Source organism: Marinifilum breve (assembly GCF_003202155.1).
Lineage (GTDB): Bacteria > Bacteroidota > Bacteroidia > Bacteroidales > Marinifilaceae > Marinifilum > Marinifilum breve.
Genome location: NZ_QFLI01000001.1, coordinates 193,627 through 211,998, shown reverse-complemented (window position 1 = coordinate 211,998; position 18,372 = coordinate 193,627). Strand labels below are relative to the sequence as shown.

Annotated in this window: 13 protein-coding genes; 1 reads left to right on the top strand and 12 read right to left on the bottom strand. The window is 35.9% G+C overall.

The genetic code is table 11. From position 1 onward, the window contains the following. Window positions 1-10: 10 nt before the first annotated feature. Both nadA and DF185_RS00850 read right to left on the bottom strand, forming a co-directional pair. Entirely contained in the window at window positions 11-937 is a 927-nt protein-coding gene (gene nadA / locus DF185_RS00855; protein WP_110358834.1) for a quinolinate synthase NadA, read from the bottom strand. A gap of 103 nt (window positions 938-1,040) precedes the next feature. Continuing rightward, the gene (locus DF185_RS00850) at window positions 1,041-4,427 is read right to left on the bottom strand and encodes a ligand-binding sensor domain-containing protein (RefSeq protein WP_110358833.1); all 3,387 of its coding nucleotides are present in this window, start codon (window positions 4,425-4,427) and stop codon (window positions 1,041-1,043) included. Window positions 4,428-4,602: 175 nt separating this feature from the next. Between DF185_RS00850 and DF185_RS00845 the strand changes: the two genes are divergently transcribed. Then, window positions 4,603-5,361, top strand: a complete 759-nt coding sequence (locus DF185_RS00845; RefSeq protein ID WP_207784539.1) for a copper homeostasis protein CutC — start codon at window positions 4,603-4,605, stop codon at window positions 5,359-5,361. 55 nt (window positions 5,362-5,416) lie between these two features. Here the strand turns inward: DF185_RS00845 and DF185_RS00840 are convergent, their stop codons facing one another. The 10 genes from DF185_RS00840 to pstA all read right to left on the bottom strand — a co-directional run bounded on the left by DF185_RS00840 (window position 5,417) and on the right by pstA (window position 18,363). Next, a complete protein-coding gene (locus tag DF185_RS00840; protein WP_110358832.1) occupies window positions 5,417-6,595 on the bottom strand; it encodes a phosphopentomutase in 1,179 nt (392 codons plus the stop codon). Window positions 6,596-6,900: 305 nt separating this feature from the next. Next, entirely contained in the window at window positions 6,901-8,517 is a 1,617-nt protein-coding gene (locus DF185_RS00835; RefSeq protein ID WP_110358831.1) for an ABC-F family ATP-binding cassette domain-containing protein, read from the bottom strand. A 153-nt stretch (window positions 8,518-8,670) separates the two neighbouring features. Continuing rightward, the gene (locus tag DF185_RS00830) at window positions 8,671-10,719 is read right to left on the bottom strand and encodes a tetratricopeptide repeat-containing sensor histidine kinase (protein ID WP_110358830.1); all 2,049 of its coding nucleotides are present in this window, start codon (window positions 10,717-10,719) and stop codon (window positions 8,671-8,673) included. Window positions 10,720-10,850: 131 nt separating this feature from the next. After that, window positions 10,851-11,195 carry a hypothetical protein gene (locus DF185_RS00825; protein ID WP_110358829.1) on the bottom strand — a complete coding sequence of 115 codons (345 nt, stop codon included), beginning with the start codon at window positions 11,193-11,195 and terminating at the stop codon, window positions 10,851-10,853. An 820-nt stretch (window positions 11,196-12,015) separates the two neighbouring features. Then, window positions 12,016-13,011 carry an L-glyceraldehyde 3-phosphate reductase gene (mgrA, locus tag DF185_RS00820; RefSeq protein ID WP_110358828.1) on the bottom strand — a complete coding sequence of 332 codons (996 nt, stop codon included), beginning with the start codon at window positions 13,009-13,011 and terminating at the stop codon, window positions 12,016-12,018. 237 nt (window positions 13,012-13,248) lie between these two features. Continuing rightward, complete coding sequence (gene phoR / locus DF185_RS00815; RefSeq protein WP_110358827.1) at window positions 13,249-15,045, bottom strand: sensor histidine kinase; 1,797 nt, start codon at window positions 15,043-15,045, stop codon at window positions 13,249-13,251. An 18-nt stretch (window positions 15,046-15,063) separates the two neighbouring features. After that, window positions 15,064-15,753, bottom strand: coding sequence for a two-component system response regulator PhoB (gene phoB, locus DF185_RS00810; RefSeq protein ID WP_110358826.1), 690 nt, complete (start codon window positions 15,751-15,753; stop codon window positions 15,064-15,066). A gap of 113 nt (window positions 15,754-15,866) precedes the next feature. Next, a complete protein-coding gene (locus tag DF185_RS00805; protein WP_110358825.1) occupies window positions 15,867-16,559 on the bottom strand; it encodes a phosphate signaling complex PhoU family protein in 693 nt (230 codons plus the stop codon). 80 nt (window positions 16,560-16,639) lie between these two features. After that, the gene (gene pstB, locus DF185_RS00800; protein WP_317046826.1) at window positions 16,640-17,488 is read right to left on the bottom strand and encodes a phosphate ABC transporter ATP-binding protein PstB; all 849 of its coding nucleotides are present in this window, start codon (window positions 17,486-17,488) and stop codon (window positions 16,640-16,642) included. Further along, the gene (pstA, locus tag DF185_RS00795; RefSeq protein ID WP_207784538.1) at window positions 17,470-18,363 is read right to left on the bottom strand and encodes a phosphate ABC transporter permease PstA; all 894 of its coding nucleotides are present in this window, start codon (window positions 18,361-18,363) and stop codon (window positions 17,470-17,472) included. Before pstA ends, pstB begins: the two co-directional genes overlap by 19 nt. Window positions 18,364-18,372 lie beyond the last annotated feature (9 nt).

Here is an 18,372-nt window from a genome sequence, read left to right as displayed (position 1 = left end):
TCTTAGACAATTACAGTTTTAACTGTTTCGACATTTCAAGCATTTTAACTATTGGAGCTTTGGCATTTTCCATGATATCATTGGGAAGAATGATTTCTGGTTGTTCATTTTTAAGAGCCAAATAAATTTTCTCCATGGTATTTAACTTCATGTAAGCACAATCGTTGCACGAGCAAGTTTCATCAGCAGGAACAATTAAAAATTCCTTTTCTGGTGAATCTTTTTTCATTTGATGAAGAATGCCAGTTTCCGTAGCTACAATAAATTTCTGAGCATTGCTGTCTTTGGTGTATTTCAGCATAGCGGTTGTAGATCCAACAAAATCCGCAAGCATTAATACCGGTTGCGGACATTCTGGGTGAGCAATTAAAGTTGCATCTGGATTCTCAACTTTCATCTTCATGATTTTTTCTGCTGAAAGAATATCATGAACCTCGCAAGTTCCATCCCATAAAACCATATCTCTTCCAGTTACTTCATTAATGTAACGACCCAGGTTTTTATCTGGAGCAAATATAATTTTCTGATCTTTAGGCAACGATTCAACCAGTTGGACCGCATTACCTGATGTGCAAATTAAATCGGAAAGAGTCTTTATTTCTGCACTACAGTTGATGTATGAAATCACCATGTGATCGGGATATTTTGCTTTGAATTTTGCAAAATCACCTGCAGGACAAGATTCTGCCAAAGAGCATCCAGCTTCCAAATCAGGAAGGAGAACTTTGGTGTTTGGATTAAGGATTTTTGCAGTTTCGGCCATAAAATGAACCCCCGCAAATAAAATAATATCTGCATCTACTTCGGTTGCCTTTTGAGCAAGTGCCAAGCTATCACCTTTAAAATTCGCAATTTCCTGAATATCCGGAGTTTGGTAATAGTGCGCTAAGATAACTGCATTCTTTTCTTTTGCCAGTTGAAGAACTTTTTCTCTCATCAAATTTTTCTTTGCTATAAGGTTGTATAAATACAGATGCAAATATCTTTAAATTCTTGAGAAATCCAAATTGAGTCAGTTTATTTTAACAGGTTCTTACAAATTAAGCAGAGGGCAGGGTGAATATAAATGTACTTCCTTCGCCTAGTTTACTTTCAACTTTTATCTTTCCGCTATTCATTTCTACAAACTCTTTGCAAAGCAGTAAGCCCAATCCTGTACCTTTTTCTCCAGCTGTCCCTGATGATTTATATTTTAGGTCAATTCTGAATAGTTTATCTGTGTTTTCTTTATCAATTCCAATGCCTTGATCTATGATTTGAATTTCATGAAAATCAGTATGCGGAATCACCTTTATAGAAACCTCGCTGGTATTGTGAGAAAATTTAATTGCATTATTGATCAGGTTTCTTAAAACAGAACTACACATGTTTCTGTCGGCTTTCACCTTTATTTCTTCCGGGCAAAATTTAGTGAGATTGATTTGTTTTTTTTCCGCCGAAGCTTGATATAGGTTTAGGGTTTCTGATATCAGTCCACATAAATCAAATTCATTGGGTTCAAAATTAATTTTTCCTGTTTGAGAACGTGACCAGGTAAGAAGATTCTCTAATAGATTGAAAATATGCTTTACAGACTCATGTATTTTTCGAATGCCAATTTGTTTTTCTTCTTCTTCAACATGTTCATAGTTCTCATGAATCATTTCACTAATAGATAGTAAGCTGGTAAATGGATTTTTTAAATCATGCGATATGATTCTGAAAAACTTGTCTTTGGTGGCAACCAATTCTTTTAGGTTTTGTTCTGATTCTTTTAGGTTTTTATTGGCAATTTTAATTTTTTCGTTTTGTGCACTAAGTAGTTTGTTGGTCTTGATATTTAAAAGATATCCGTATACAAAAACAATGATTCCACTAGCTACAATTACCAGAAGAAGAATAAACCACCAAGTCATGAAAAATGGGGGATGTATGATGATTTGCAACTCTTTGGGAGTTTTACTCCATTTTCCATAAGGATTTTGAGCAATCACCTGAAAGGTATATTTACCTGGTGAAAGATTAGAGTAGGATGCAAAATTTCTTTTCTCAGAATACACCCATTTTTTTTCCAAACCTTTAAGTCTATAGGCATAGTTTACCTTGTCGGGAGAAAAGCTAGACAAGGTGGAGAATTCAAATGAAATAAATCGATGCTCGTAATCCAATTCAATTGAATCGGTAAAGGCTATGCTTTTTGAAAAACCATAGGTGTCATTTTCTTTGGTGTAGGATATTTTATTCCCTTTTGAAGTTAATGGAAGCACATTTACAGGCTGACCATGAATTTCCAATTTGGTAAGTACAGCATCATACAATGCGTCTTCTGTGATCTCTTTGTCAGGATTGATAATATTGAGTCCATAAACTCCACCAAAATAGAGCAAGCCACTTTTGCCTTTATGGAATGCTCCACCATTAAATTCATTGCTTTGTAAACCATCATGAACATCAAAATTGTTACAAGAATGGTTTTTTAAAGAGAACTTGCATATTCCGGAATTGGTACTGAGCCATATATTGTTTTTGACATCAGGGAGAACGCCGTAAATAACATTATTTGGTAATCCATGTTCTGTTCCAAAATGCTCAAACTGTTGAGAGTTGGGATTGAACTTATTTAATTTGTTATTTGTACCAATCCATAAAGTTCCATTTGGCTCTTCGTAAATGGAGAATACCACATCATCTGAGATTGTGTTTTGAGAATTACTGTTGTATGTATAGCTGTTGAATGATTTTGATTCTTTGTTGTAAACATTTAAACCGCCACCACAGGTACCTACCCAAATGTTTCCTTTTGAATCTTCGAAAATTACTGAATACACAAAATTGTGGGAAATGCTGTTAGGGTCATTATCCGAATGTTTGAATTGAGTGAATTTTTCAGTTTTAGGATCGAATAGATTTAAACCACTTTGTGTGCCAACCCAAAGTAAACCTTCACTATCTTCAAAAATCACACGGACCGAATTGTTACTAATCGATTGTTTGTTGTTCGAATTATGTGTGAAGTATTTTCTTTTTCCATTTAGTGGATTAAAACGAATAAGACCATCACCATCAGTACCAATCCAAATTATGCCTTTTTTGTCTTCATAAACTTTTCGGATGGCTTTATGAGGAAGTTTTTTAGATTGCCTAAGATCGTACCTGATAAAAGTGTCTTGGCGTATTTGGTATTTGGTAAGGCCTTGGTTGTTTGTTCCAATCCATACATTGGCGTCTTTGTCTTCACAGATGGTCCAAATAAAATTAGCCGGTAGGCTATTTTGATCTAAAGGATCGTGTCTTAACAAATTGAATTTATGCAATTGTGGATCGTAAATACTTATTCCAGCACCAAATGTACCAATCCAGATAACTCCATTTCGGTCTTCGTAAATACAGTTGATAGTGTTTTCAGATAGGCTTTGCGAATCCGCTGAATTATTCTTGTAATGGTATTTTTTCTGTTCTTTGTTGTCCAGTCGAAATAATCCAGATCCAAATGTTCCAAACCATAAATTACTCTTGCTGTCAATTATTAGAGGTTTTTCCGTATTAATGGAAAGGCTATTGGTAGATTCGAATGATTTTACTGATTTTTTAAATTTTGTAGCATTTTTAGGTTGATACAGTAATGCTTTATTAGTAGAAATCCATATTGTGGAATCTTTATCGAATATGATTCTTTCTACGTCAATATCTTTGAGGAAATGCTGTGGTTTTGTTTTTAGATTTTTATCTAGCACATAAAAGCCATTATTGGTTCCTACTAGAATGGAATTAGGATTTTGAATTAAAGTAGTGATTCGAATGCTATCCTGGCTATCAGACAGTTTTTCATTTACGATTTGATTGGATTTCTGATTGTAAGAGTACAATCCAACATCTGTTGCAATTAAGATTTTGTTAGGATTTACCTGAAGAATTCCATTAATTCTGGATGAAATACCATGGGTGTTTTTTATGTCGATAGCAGTTAGTTTTTCGAGATCAATGCAATTGATGCCATTTAAAGTACCAATCCACAATCGCTTATGAGAATCTTCGTACAAATGCGTAATCGTATCGTTTGTTAAAATTTTATTAGCTCCTAAGCCTCTGAATTGGGTAAATTGTTCATGAACTGGATCAAATCGAGTGAGTCCACCTCGAGAGCCGAGCCATAGATTTCCTTTGCTATCTTCATATATGTGCTCTATCCACTTGTGAGTAATGGTATTTAAATCGTCGGGATCGCTTCTGTAAATCACAAAATTTTTACCATCGTATCGATTTAAACCATCTTCGGTTCCAAACCACATGAAGCCTTTAGAATCCTGAAAAATGCAATAAACGGAACTAAGCGACAGTCCATCATTAATTGTGATACGTTTGAATCGAATGTTATTTTGTTGGGCGAAAATACTGTTCAAAGACAACAAAATAGTAAGGAATAGCAAAAATGGTTTTCGGTGGTTCATGTTGGGTAAATCTGGGTTAATCAATCCACAACAAATTACTGAAAAAAGTTCTCTTTACGTAATTTATAAAATTAAAGATTGTTAAATCAGTTAATTGGTATTCAATATGGTGCCATATTAAAATAATATTGTGTATTGTGAGAAGAGAAAATTACTTTTACCTTTTCAAATCTTAATGCTAGAAAAGAAACTTGATAGAATGTTAGAAATTTGTTGTTATTCTGTGCAATCGGCAGTAATTGCTGAGCAAGCTGGTGCAAACCGTATTGAATTGTGTGCTGGTGTTTATGAAGGTGGTACAACACCAAGTTTGGCTACAATACAATTGGTAAAAGAAAAGCTAAGTATTCCTGTACATGTTATTATTAGACCTAGAGGTGCCGATTTTTGCTATTCAGATGTTGAATTTGAATGCATGAAGAAGGATATTCTATCCTGTAAAGAAGAAGGTGTAGATGGTGTGGTATCAGGAGTTTTGCTTACAGATGGAAAAATTGACATTAAGCGAACAAAAGAATTGGTTGATTTGGCAAAACCAATGAGTTTTACTTTCCATAGAGCATTCGACATGGTTGAAAATCATATTGACGCTTTGCAGGAGTTGATGGAAATAGGTGTTGACAGAATTCTTACTTCGGGAGGAATGCAAACTGCAGAAGAAGGAATAGAACTTTTGGCCGAATTGGTAGAAAAAGCTGATAATAAGATTATAATAATGCCGGGTAGCGGGGTAAACGAAGCAAATATTGCCAAGCTTAAGGAGGTAACCGGAGCTAAGGAGTTTCATTGTTCTGCGAAAAAGTTGGTTCAAAGCAAAATGAAATATCAGAATCCGAATATTAACATGGGCGGAGAGGGGAGTATTCCCGAATTTGAATATTACGAAGCTGATGCAGAGAAAATAAAGAAGGTTTTAAACCAGCTTAATGCATAAAAATAAAAGAGCTGTTTTATAATTGAAACAGCTCCTTTTATTGGTTTGAAAACTTTTAGTATAGGTCTTTGGCAAAACTTCCCTCAACTTTATTGCCTAGTAACAATTCTTCAATTGTTGCTGCAATATCAGCGAAAGTAGTTCTGGTACCCAAATTAACATTCTGTTTGATGTTTTTACCATATACCATTACGGGAATGTATTCCCTTGTGTGATCGGTTCCTTTATAGGTTGGATCACAACCGTGGTCTGCGGTTAAAATTAAAATTTCGTCTTCTTTTAGCTTTTCTTGAATTTGTGGCAGATACTTATCGAATTCTTCCAAAGCATCTTTGTATCCTTCAGGATTTCTTCTGTGTCCGTAAACCATGTCGAAATCAACAAGGTTGGTAAAGATTAAACCTTTAGAATCCTCTTCAAGAGCAACAAGTGTTTTTTCAATACCATCAACATTGTCTTTGTTGGTACCTCTAGAATCTGTGATTCCTTGTCCTGCAAAAATATCTTTGGTTTTACCAATTCCAATCACATCCAATTTGTTCTCTTTTAATCGATCAAGAACAGTTGGTTTTGGAGGCGTAACCGAATAATCATGACGGTTGGCAGTACGAGTAAAGTTGCCTTTTCCGCTTCCCAGGTATGGACGAGCAATTACACGAGCTACTGGTTCATGCTCAGAACAAATCTCTAAAGCAATTTCACAAGCTTTGTATAACTCTTCCAAAGGAATTACTTCTTCGTGTGCTGCAATTTGAAATACAGGATCCGCAGATGTGTAAACAATCCAATTTCCTGTTTTCATTTGCTCATCGCCATATTCATCAAGAATTGCTGTTCCCGAAGCTGGCTTGTTTGCCATTACTTTTCTACCGGTTCGTTCTTCGAACAACTTGATGGTTTCCTCTGAAAATCCATTGGTATAAGTAGGGAACGCTTTTTCTAGTTTCACACCAGCAATTTCCCAGTGGCCAGTAGTTGTATCTTTACCTTTCGATGCTTCAGCTGCTTTTCCATAAGCTCCATTGGCATTATTTTCAGGCTTAACACCTTCAATATCGATGATGTTACCTAAACCAAGTTTTTGCATGTTTGGAAGCTCGATACCTCCGCAATGTTTTGCAATATTTCCGATGGTGTTGGATCCAACATCGCCAAATTCTTCAGCATCTGGCAAATAACCAACACCTGCGCTATCCAATACTACGATTGTAGCACGTTCAATTTTTGGAATCATAAAGTATAATGTTTTTATGTATTTCGAAAAATACAGATGATGGGTTGTTTTTGTAGTGCCGCAAAGATAACGGATCAATTAGTAATTAACAATTAATATTGAATAATATTAGAGTACGGCAATCAGCAGTCAGCAGTCAGCAGTCAGCTTCAGGTAACAAGCGAAATGAATTCAGATCCCAGTTAATGCTAATTACTAATTGTTCATTATTCATTGTTTACTGTTCACTGTTCATTGCTCATTGAAAAAAAAGATCCCCCAAACGCGAACGCCCGGGGGATGAAATATTGAAGGTTTATATAGACTTATACCTGATACATTTTTTCACGTTGCTCTTTAATCTTCTCGCTTGTAATGTAATCATCGTAATCCATCAACTTATCGATAATTCCATTAGGAGTTAATTCGATAATACGCGTACTTACGGTTTGAATAAACTCGTGGTCATGAGACGACATCAATACCGTTCCACCAAAGTTGATTAGCGCGTTGTTGAACGATTGAATCGACTCCAAATCCAAGTGGTTGGTTGGAGTATCCAAAATCAACAAGTTGGCGTCTTTTAGCATCATTCTCGATACCATACAACGAACTTTTTCACCTCCCGAAAGAACATCTGCTTTTTTGTAGATATCCTCACCAGAGAACAACATTTTACCCAAATATCCGCGCAAGTAAATTTCGCTGGTATCATTAGAGTATTGTGCCAACCAATCAATCAAAGTAAGTGGTTCCTGAAAGAAGCTTGAGTTATCCAATGGCAAGTAAGCTGGAGTAATGGTAACACCCCATTCGTATGATCCGCTATCCGCTTTAGTATCTCCGTTGATGATATCAAAAAGAGAAGACATAGCACGTGGATCTTTTGAAAGGAATACCACTTTTTCTCCTTTTTCGATGGTGAACTCTACATCTTTAAATAAGGTTTCACCTTCGATGCTTTTGCTCAATCCCATACATGAGAAAATCTTATCACCAGCTTCGCGTTCCTGTTGGAAAATAATACCTGGGTAACGACGAGTTGATGGCTGAATGTCTTCAATGTTAAGTTTCTCTAACATCTTCTTACGAGAAGTTGTTTGTTTCGATTTTGCAACATTGGCACTAAATCGAGAAATAAACTCTTGAAGCTCTTTCTTCTTCTCTTCAGCTTTTTTGTTCTGCTGTGCCTGCTGACGAGCTGCCAACTGACTAGACTCGTACCAGAACGAGTAGTTACCAGAGAACATCTTAATTTTTCCGAAGTCGATATCCACAATATCCGTACATACCGAATCCAAGAAGTGACGGTCGTGAGATACAACAATCACAGTATTGTTAAAGTTGGCCAAATAATTTTCCAACCACATTACAGTTTCAAGGTCAAGATCATTGGTAGGCTCATCCAGAAGCAAGTTATCAGGGTTACCGAAAAGTGCCTGTGCAAGTAACACACGTACTTTCTCCTTACCACTTAATTCCTTCATGCTTTTGTAGTGAAAAGCTTCTTTAATACCAAGACCACTTAAAAGTTCTGCAGCATCGCTTTCAGCATTCCAACCATCCATTTCGGCAAATTTTTCTTCCAACTCAGATGCTTTTATTCCATCTTCTTCCGAAAAATCAGGCTTGGCATAAATGGCATTTTTTTCCTGCATGATGGCCCAAAGCTCAGCATGTCCCATCACTACTGTATCCAAAACTGTAAATTCGTCGAATTCGAAGTGGTTCTGCTTAAGAACAGCCATTCTTTCACCTGGTTCCATCATTACTTTTCCTGTAGTAGAATCTAATTCTCCCGAAAGGATTTTAAGGAAAGTTGATTTACCAGCACCATTAGCACCAATAACTCCATAACAGTTGCCTGGAGTAAATTTTATATTAACATCCTGGAAAAGGGGTTTTTTCCCGAATTGAATTGATAAGTTTGAAACTGAAATCATTTTATCTAGACCATTTATTAATTCAGGGCGCAAAATTAGTAATTATTCTCTTTAATAAAACATATAAGCCATGAAGTTTTTGTAAATAAATGGTTCGCATAAAAGTAAAGACGTAGCACGCTATGTCTCTACTAGTTATAAATGAATACTATTTTATTGATGAGATATCGATTCCTCTACATAGATTTTTTCGGCATTTGGCACTGTAAACCTAAATGTTGTTCCGTGCCCTTCTTCACTTTCTACCCAAATTTTACCATGATTTCTCTCGATAAAATCCTTACATAGTATCAAGCCCAAGCCATTTCCTTTTTCTCCGCGCGTTCCACTACTTGTAGTATCCAACTCAAAAATGTGGGAAATTGCTTCATCGGATATTCCAACACCACTGTCTTCTATATAAATCTCGGTGTGATCTTCCTTTATTCCTGCCCCAAGTACAATTAAGCCACCTTCGGGCGTAAATTTTAAGGCATTGTTTAAAAGGTTACGTACTACGGTTTCCAACATTGGTCGGTCGGCATATACAAAAAGATTTTGCGATAGGGATAATTCCAACAAAATGTTTTTTTGTTGAGCACCAGTTTTATAGATTTCCAAAATGCCAGACAAAAGTTTCTTGACAGGGATAACTACAGGTGTAAAAGGCAATTTGCCAGATTGATTCAATGACCAAGACAAAAGGTTATCGGTGAGGTTAAGAACTCGTGTTACGCATTCGTTCAAATCTTGGCTGGTTTCATTCAGTTCATGATACCTTCCTTGCCTCAAAAGAATTTGTATTAAATGGGAAATACCCGATACCGAAGCCAAAGGGGAACGCAAATCATGAGAGATGATTTGGAACAGTTTATTTTTGGTTTGGTTCGACACTTTTAATTCTTTGTTCCTGCAATCAAGAAGTTCTTTCGACCACTCAATTCGTGATTTTTGTAGGCTAAGTAATCTTGTTAGTTTTTTGTTACTGTAATACGAATAGACTATAAATCCGGCATAAGCTGCAATCAATATCAAAATAACAACTAGGCCATTACGTTGCATAGCCTTATTATTGTTCTCTTTCTTTAGCAAAGCAATTTGCGCTTCTTTCTTCTCTGCTTCGTATTTGGTCTGGATTTCAGTTACCTGTTTTAAGCTCTCCTTGTTAATCAAACTATCTTTAAGCTGATCGTATATCTCCCAATAACGAAGCGCACTATCCGCCTGGTGTTGATGGGTTAGGATATGAAATATTCTGGATGCACTATTTTTTTGATAATCAATATGTCCAATTTCTTTTCCTAATTCATAAGCTCTTTTACTATAGTTTAATGCATCATCTAAATTTCCCATTACATAATTGGCTTGAGATAGTCCATTTAAAGAGGTGATGATTAAATTCTTATTCCCTATTTTTTCCTTTAATTGTAAACTTTGTTTTTGGTAATCAATAGCCATAGCGTATTGCTTCATTTCCAGAAAACATGCACCAATGTTGTGATAGGTTTGCGCCAGACGATATTTGTTAGGTTTTGCTTTAAGTACATCTAAGTTTTTCTTGTGATAGCTTAAGGCTTCTTGAAACTTATTTTGGATAGAGTAAATATTGGCTATATTCGTATTTGACAGGTAAAGAGTGGAATTTAAGTTATTTTCAGTGCTTATTTTAGCGGATTTTTTATAGTATTGAATTGCTTTTTTGTAGTCTTTGAGTCTTTTATATATTAATCCTATATTGTTATAAATTATTGAGGTTTTATTGTAATCATTATATTTTTCGAAAAATTGTAGACTTTCAAAATAATCTTTTAGTGCAGATTTATATTTTTCAGTTGCAATAAATAAACTACCTCTATTTAAATAAGTTTTATGAATTCCAATAGAATCTTGAGCGGTTTCATAATAAGATAAAGCTTGAGTGTAAGATGAAAAGGTTGCAGAGTGATTACCTTTTCTTCTCTGTACTAAACCGATACGGATTAAAGCATCTCCAGCTCCAGAATAATTCTTATTTGTTTTTGCAAGTTCAAAACATTTTTCTGAATAAAACAATGCTTCATTAAGGTGTTTTCTGTAGTTTTTTCCAGTCCAATCGTTTAAGAATTTGATCTGTTCATGAACATCTTGTATGGAATCCAATTGTCTATCTACAAACGAATTGTTTTGACCAAATGATTGTATGGTGAATGCAAGTATGAATGTAAAAAGAAGTAGTTTTTGCATAGTATTAAAATGATTAGCAAAAACTAAGATATGAAAAACTGTAATTATATCAGCAAAAAGAAATGAAAATAAAAATGGACATTAGTTTATTCCTAATGTCCATAAATTTTTACAAGTAAGATTTCTAATTGTTAAGGAACTTCTCCTATAGCATCATCGTAATCCACATCCGTTCTGTTGTCTTCTTCAGGATTGCTCATCAATGCCGTATCCACCATTACCATGCTAACGGTTTTAACTTCTTCAGTTGGGCCTTGTTCCAATGGCACTGAGAATTCAGCAATTTCGGTTCCAATACCACCATTAGAAGTAATGGTTGCCGTAACCGCCCAAAGCTTTTTGCCATTTTTTTCAATTTCTCCTTGGCTAAGAGTATTTAAAGCATAGCCTTTTGGTACCGATACTACCGAATTTAGTGTGTAAACTCCATTTGATGCAGACTTGATCAAATTCACATAGGGTTTTAGTAATTTCATATGGCAATTATTTTAATTATACAATAAATCAATTTTGAAATTAGCAAAAAAGTGCAAATCAACAAATAATTTTCATACATAAATTTATTTCATGATAATATAAATGTAGCAATATCCAATGCTTCAAGGACATTGTATTGGAATTAATTGAGAAGGTATATCCAGTTAGCCAGAAAATGTATGGAATGTGAGTATTTGTTAAAAAAGACACCACCTATTGTCATTTGAGACACGTTTGTACTTAAAAAAGGCACCACCTATCGTGGTTCGAGACACACTTGGGCTTAAAAAAGACACGGTTTCGATTAAAAATTTTAACACGAAGTGTGTCTTTAGCCACCTATTTCTTAAAAAATTTGACTCCAACCGTGTCTCGAACCACACTTGCGCTTAAAAATTTTAACCTCAAGCGTGGGTAGAACCACGATCGAGGTCAAAAGTTTTGGCTTTTAGATTAAAAAATTATTGTATAGCAAACAGTGGTGTCCAAATTAATTGGCGCTTCGCCCAAACCCGACTTCATTTTTTGGCTTGATCCAAAAAACGAAGCAAAAAAAATCAAGGCTGCTTTTTAAATTTTATTCTTATCTGCCTCAAGCTTAAGTGCGATCGGCTGATTTTCGAACAAGTTCTCAACTTCCCGATCTTTCTAAAGCTTTCGTAGAACGAATGAAATTTAAAAAAGATGCCATAAGCCGAGGCGCTTAAAAAATAAGCTCAAATAATTTTATTAAAAATAAATATTTAAGCATAATGGATATAGATGCTTTTTGTAAAACTGTTTAGGCCGCTAAAAAAGACTTATCATCTAATTCTGCACTTAGACCTCATTTGTTAAGATCTTTTCAATTTCTTCCAATTCGAAAATCTCAAAGTTTAAATTGTTGATGCTATCGATATTCTGATCGAGTTGAGCAACAGAGCTTGCTCCAATCAGAACAGAAGTTACACGCTCGTCTTTCAACAACCAAGCAATGGCCATTTGTGCCAAACTTTGTCCTCTTTTTTCTGCCATTTGATTTAAGGCTTTTACCTTATCAATTACCTTATCGGTAATCTGATCTTTTTGCAAGAAACCATGAGATTTGGCTGCTCTCGAATTTTCAGGAATGCCCTTAATGTATTTGTTGGTTAGCAAACCTTGTGCAAGAGGAGAGAAGACGATTGAACCAATTCCATCCTTTTCGATCTGATCCAGCAATCCATCTTCCACCCAACGATCGAACATCGAATACCTTGGTTGGTGAATCAGGCAAGGTGTTCCCAATTCACGCAAAATTCGTGCAGCTTCGCGGGTTTGATCAGGAGAATAAGATGAAATTCCTGCGTATAATGCTTTGCCCTGGCGCACCACATGATCCAAAGCCATCATGGTCTCCTCCAGTGGCGTATTGGGATCTGGTCGGTGCGAGTAGAAGATATCCACATAATCCAAACCCATTCGCTTTAAACTTTGATCGAGGCTTGCAATTAAATATTTTCGCGATCCCCATTCACCATAAGGTCCTGGCCACATGTGATAACCAGCCTTGGTAGAAATGATCATCTCATCGCGGTAATGATTCATGTGTTCACGAAGAATCTTACCAAAGTTTTCTTCTGCCGAACCAGGAGGTGGTCCGTAATTGTTTGCCAAATCGAAATGAGTAATTCCTCTATCGAATGCTCTGAATAGTATTTGTTTGAAATTATCGTATAAATCGACATGTCCGAAATTGTGCCATAATCCTAATGAAATGGCTGGCAGCAATAATCCACTTCTTCCACATCTTCGATAAGGCATATTTTCATACCTATCTTCGCTTGCTTTGTGCATATTTCTATAGTTTGATGAAGCCTGAAGATAAGGATAAAGTTGGAAAAAGTCTGATAAAGTAAATGGACGATTGCTTAGAGAGCCCGTCCAAAAAGTACAAAATTATTGTCATTCTGAGTAAAACGAAGAATCTCCAGAATTGAGAATCAGATGTTTCACTTTGTTCAACATGACACTACATGAATTAAACTTACTTTTTGTACAGCCGTCTGTACAATTTTAAAATTCTTAGTTTTCTTATGAAAGTTGTTTCTTCAAAGAGAAGAAAAACTCAGTTCCACCTTCTTTGCGAGCTTTAACGAAAATACGTCCCTTGTGAAAGCCAACTGCATTTTTAACAATGGATAAGCCTAGTCCGGTGCCACCCATTTTTCTTGATCTTCCGTTATCGGCACGGTAGAAACGTTCAAAAATTCTTGGCAAATGATCCTCCGAAATTCCAATGCCATTGTCATGATAGGAGAAGTAATGATAATTGTTGTCTTCGAAGTAGTGCTTGATTTCTATGGAGCTTCCTTCTCCTGCGTATTTTATAGAGTTGTCAATCAGGTTTCTAAAAACAGAATCCAACAATTCAGAATTGCCATTGATGTTTAAATCTTCAGGTATATGAAGCTGAATATCCATTTTGGCATGTTCTAATTTTAACTCAAAATCATCAAGCATTTCATTCAATAGTTTGCCAATGCTCACATTGCCAATGGTAAACAATTGCTGTGTTTCTTCCATTTTGGTAAGCACCGAAATGTCCTGAATTAAATTCGATAAGCGGTTGATTTGCACGCAGGATCGTTCAATAAAAAGAATCTTTTTATCCTCAGGCATTTCCGGATTGTCTTTAATGGTTTCTAAAAATCCGGAAACGGCAGTTACAGGAGTTTTAAGCTCGTGTGCAATGTTCAGAGTCATTTCCTGCTTTATGGTTTTCTCGTTTTCCGATTTGGTGATGTCGTTAATCGAAATTTCGAAATTGCAATCGGGGAAAACCACCACCTGGTACAAGAACATTTTATGGCCAACGGTAACCACATTTTTCGAGCTAATGATATCAACATTAGGAATGTAATTCTTCTCTAGCTTTTTAATGTTCGATTTGATGAAATCATTAATCTCTTTCAGTTCAGGCAACTCGAATATTTCCTCGTAGTTATGCGTTGAAATGTTCGACAGGTAATTGATGTAATCGATAAAATGACTGTTCCATAGAATTAAGTTCCTGCTTTTATCGAAAACTGCTACACCTTCCTGTGCAATCTGAAGGTGCATGATTAGCTTTTCCTTCTCTTTTACCAAGTCCTCCTTGGTTTTGCTCAATTTGTTGTAAATCTTTACAATTTGATGGCTGATTTCGCCGAGCTCGGTTTTTCCAAAATTTTCATTTGGATCAATTGGTCGGTTTTTGGCAGCATTAATGGCAAATTTTCGAAGCTTGGCAATGGAGTTTCCAAAATGCTCTGTTGCATAAAGCAAGAACACAATAGTTACGCCAAATAAGGCGATTAGGAAGTAGAAAAACAGCTTGTTGGCCTTTAAAAAAGAAACTACACTCTCGTTGTAGGGTAGTGCAGCCCTTACAAAGTGGGTGTAGTAATGCTTTGAATAGTAATAATAGGTTTGTCCTGTTGATCCTGATAATCGGATGTTGCTTCCTTTGTTGACATGAATCGACTTTTGAACTTCAGGTCGATTAATGTGATTGTCGAGCCGAGCCAAATTGTCAACATCAGAATCATATACAACTTTTCCATCACGCAAAATAACGGTCAATCGTATATTGTGGTCGGGCATTAGGCTTCTTAATGAATCAACTTCGATAAATTCGTTTTTGGTGATTAAGTCTTTCTGTCTGATTAACTCTTGTACCTGTTCGGTGTAAATATTCAGCGCATACTCTAATTTTTCTCTTCTATAGGCAATTTCCTGGTTGTATTGGAAACCACCAATTAGCATAGAAAAAATCAATACAATCAAAAAGAAGTAAACAAATAAGCGCTTCTTGTATTTTGATCCAGAGTTAGGAAAGTTTGTAGTCATGTAAAAAAACGAATTAATCTATTTTACGCGGGGATCAAAATAATATCCATATCCCGACTTGGTTTTAATTAAATTGTGGTATTCTCCAATTTTTTTTCTGATTCGTCGTACATTCACATCAACAGTTCGATCGCCTACATAGGTGTCGCCCTCCCAAATTTTATTCATGATTTCATCACGAGAGTAAATTCTTCCTGCATGGTTTAAGAGCAGGTGTAAAATTTCAAACTCTGTTTTGGTTAAGCCAACATCAATATTGTTGATCGTAACTTGCTTTGATTCCGGAATCAATCTCAACTTTTCATATTCGAAATTCGATTCGTTTAGTGATTCAGAGAAAACACGTTTGCAAATTACATGAATTCGAGCAATAATTTCCTTTACAGAAAAAGGTTTTGCAACATAATCATCAGCGCCAGCTTTAAATCCAAGCAATTTGTCGGTTTCGCTCCCTTTTGCAGTGATAAACAGTATGGGTTTATCCTCCAAATCGGGGTTGCGACGAATAATTTTAGCCAATTCCAGACCTGAGATTTCTCCCATCATGATATCTAACAGGAAGAAATCGTATTTGCTCAAGTCTAGCTTTAAGGCTTGTTCCGATGAAAAGGCGGTATCCACCTGAAAACCTTCTTGTTCGAGATTGTATTGCAGGATTTCGCACAAATCCTCTTCATCATCGACTACTAATATCTTTAAATCCTTCATTTTTTGGAAATCTTTCCGGGTTTTTTTTAAGGTTATTTCAAGTAAAGTGTATAGTATTCAGATATTGAAAGTTCCCAGAGAGATTTTAGAGTTTATTGGTTACTGATCACTGATTAATCTTCTTCAGGTAAATCCTGGTGACGCAGGTCGATACCTTGCTGGTAATAGATAGAAGCTTCGGCAATATTGGTGGCATTGTCTGCAACTCTTTCAATACTACTTAGGATATTTCCAAAGTTTAGTAAATTGAAAATGTCATTTTGATCTACGCCTTCAGGCGTTTCTTTTTTCACCATTCGTTTCATAAGGTCGTATCTCATTTCATCCACAAACTCATCATTTTTAATGGTCCAGATAGCGTATTCTCTATCGCTATCTTCGAATGAGATCAATGCCTTACGCACCATTTTTTCACTTATCGATAGCATGTTCAGCAATGAGTCTCGATGCTTTTCAGGGATAAAGGGTGGCTCCATTTTTTGAATGTATCTTAAAACATTGTTTAGTTGATCACCAATGCGCTCAATAAAACCAATCATTCTAAAATAAGAAACCAATAAGCGCAATTCGCTTGCCATTGGTTGCTGTAACCCCATGGTAAGAATGATGTTATCACTCATTTTAATTTCAAGATTGTCAAGTTTATTCTCATTGTTTTTAAACTTGTCCACTCGTTTTGCATCTATAATATCTAATCCATATGAAACTACTTCATCCATGATTTCAAATTGTTCTTGAAGAATCAGTTTCATTTTACTGAAATCAGAATGAAGCTTATCGAATTTTTTATCTTTTTTTATTGACATACGATATCAATTATGAGTTATAAATTATAATTATAAATGAATTAGCTTAATTGCTTATTCAAAATTTAAATGACAGAAAATCAACCAAATTTACCGGTTAGATATTCTTCTGTACGTTTGTCTTTAGGTGTGGTAAACATTTGTCTTGTCTTGCCATATTCAACCAACTCTCCAAGGTACATAAACATAGAGTAGTCTGAAATACGTGCAGCTTGCGACATGTTGTGCGTTACCAACACAATGGTAAAATCTTTCTTCAGTTTCACCAGCAAGTCTTCAATTTTAGAAGTTGCAATTGGGTCAAGTGCCGAAGTAGGTTCATCCAACAAAATAATGTCAGGAGTATAGGCTAATGCACGTGCAATACACAATCTTTGTTGCTGACCACCAGATAAGAAAGTTCCGCGGTTGTGAAGCGCATCTTTTACCTCGTCCCAAAGGGCTACCTCTCGCAGTGATTTTTCAACGATTTCATCTTTTTCAGATCTTTTTAGCTTGATCCCATTCAAGTTAAAACCTGCAATTACATTGTCGTAAATGCTCATGGTTGGAAAAGGATTTGGACGTTGAAACACCATGCCAATCTTTCTTCTCAATTGGATAGGATTCAGTTCATATATGTTTTCATCGCCCAGGTAAACTCCTCCTTTATTGTGAGTATTTGGATACAATTCGTGCATGCGGTTAATGGCTCTTAAGAGCGTACTTTTTCCGCATCCCGAAGGACCCATAATTGCTGTAATTTTGTTTTTTGCGATGCCAGCAGATACATTCTGTATTGCATACTTGTCACCTCCGTATGAAACCGATAAATCTTCGATTTTTAAAACAGGAGATTCAATTTGTTCTATAGGATTCTTTATCACGACCTTCTCTTTATATTTTTGCTCTGTAGGCATTTGCTCTAGTTTTAGTATTGTACTTTCCATTTTCTCGCGATTGCTTTAGCTGATAAATTCAGACCTAAGATTAATAGTAGTAGGAATAAGGAGGCACTCCATATCATATTCACAAGGTTGGGATCGTTGTAAAACTCCCAAACCAAAAGAGGTACAGCACTCGAAGGTTCAGTAATATTGGTGTTGATAACTGTACTTCCCAAGGCTGTAAGCATCAATGGAGCTGTTTCTCCTGCAATACGAGATATTCCAAGAATTACCCCGGTAAGGATGCCTGAAATACCCGTTGGTAAAATCACTTTAAGGATAACTTTGTGATACGGCACGCCTAGCGATAAGGCAGCTTCCTTTAGTGTTCCAGGTATCATTTTTAAGGTTTCTTCTGTCGATCGCACAATGGATGGCAACATCATAATCGATAAGGCAACACTACCTGCCAAAGCAGAGAAACCATTGGTTACTGGTTTTACAATCCAGATGTAACCAATTACCCCCAAAACGATGGATGGTACACCTTGAAGCATATCCACGATAAATCGAACCAAACCTGCAAATTTACCTTCGGCATTTTCGGCCAAATAGGTTCCACAAATAATCCCGATAGGAATGGCAATTAATGAAGCCATACCAACAATAATGAGCGTACCAACAATACCGTTGGCAATACCACCCGGTATAACCTCATTGTTAGCAACTGCAATCATTGCTTCCATGGTGTCGGGAGCTTCTTCGAAAAAAAAGCTAATATTAAACTGGCGATATCCTTTAACCGCCAATTGGTATAGAATCAGGAACAATGGTACACCCGAAAGAAAGGCTAGGAAAATCATTACATTGGTAAAGATTTTGTCTTTCAGCAAGCGTTGCTTCATCTTCCTGTCTGATATTTCTGTAGAGATATTCATATCTTGGTA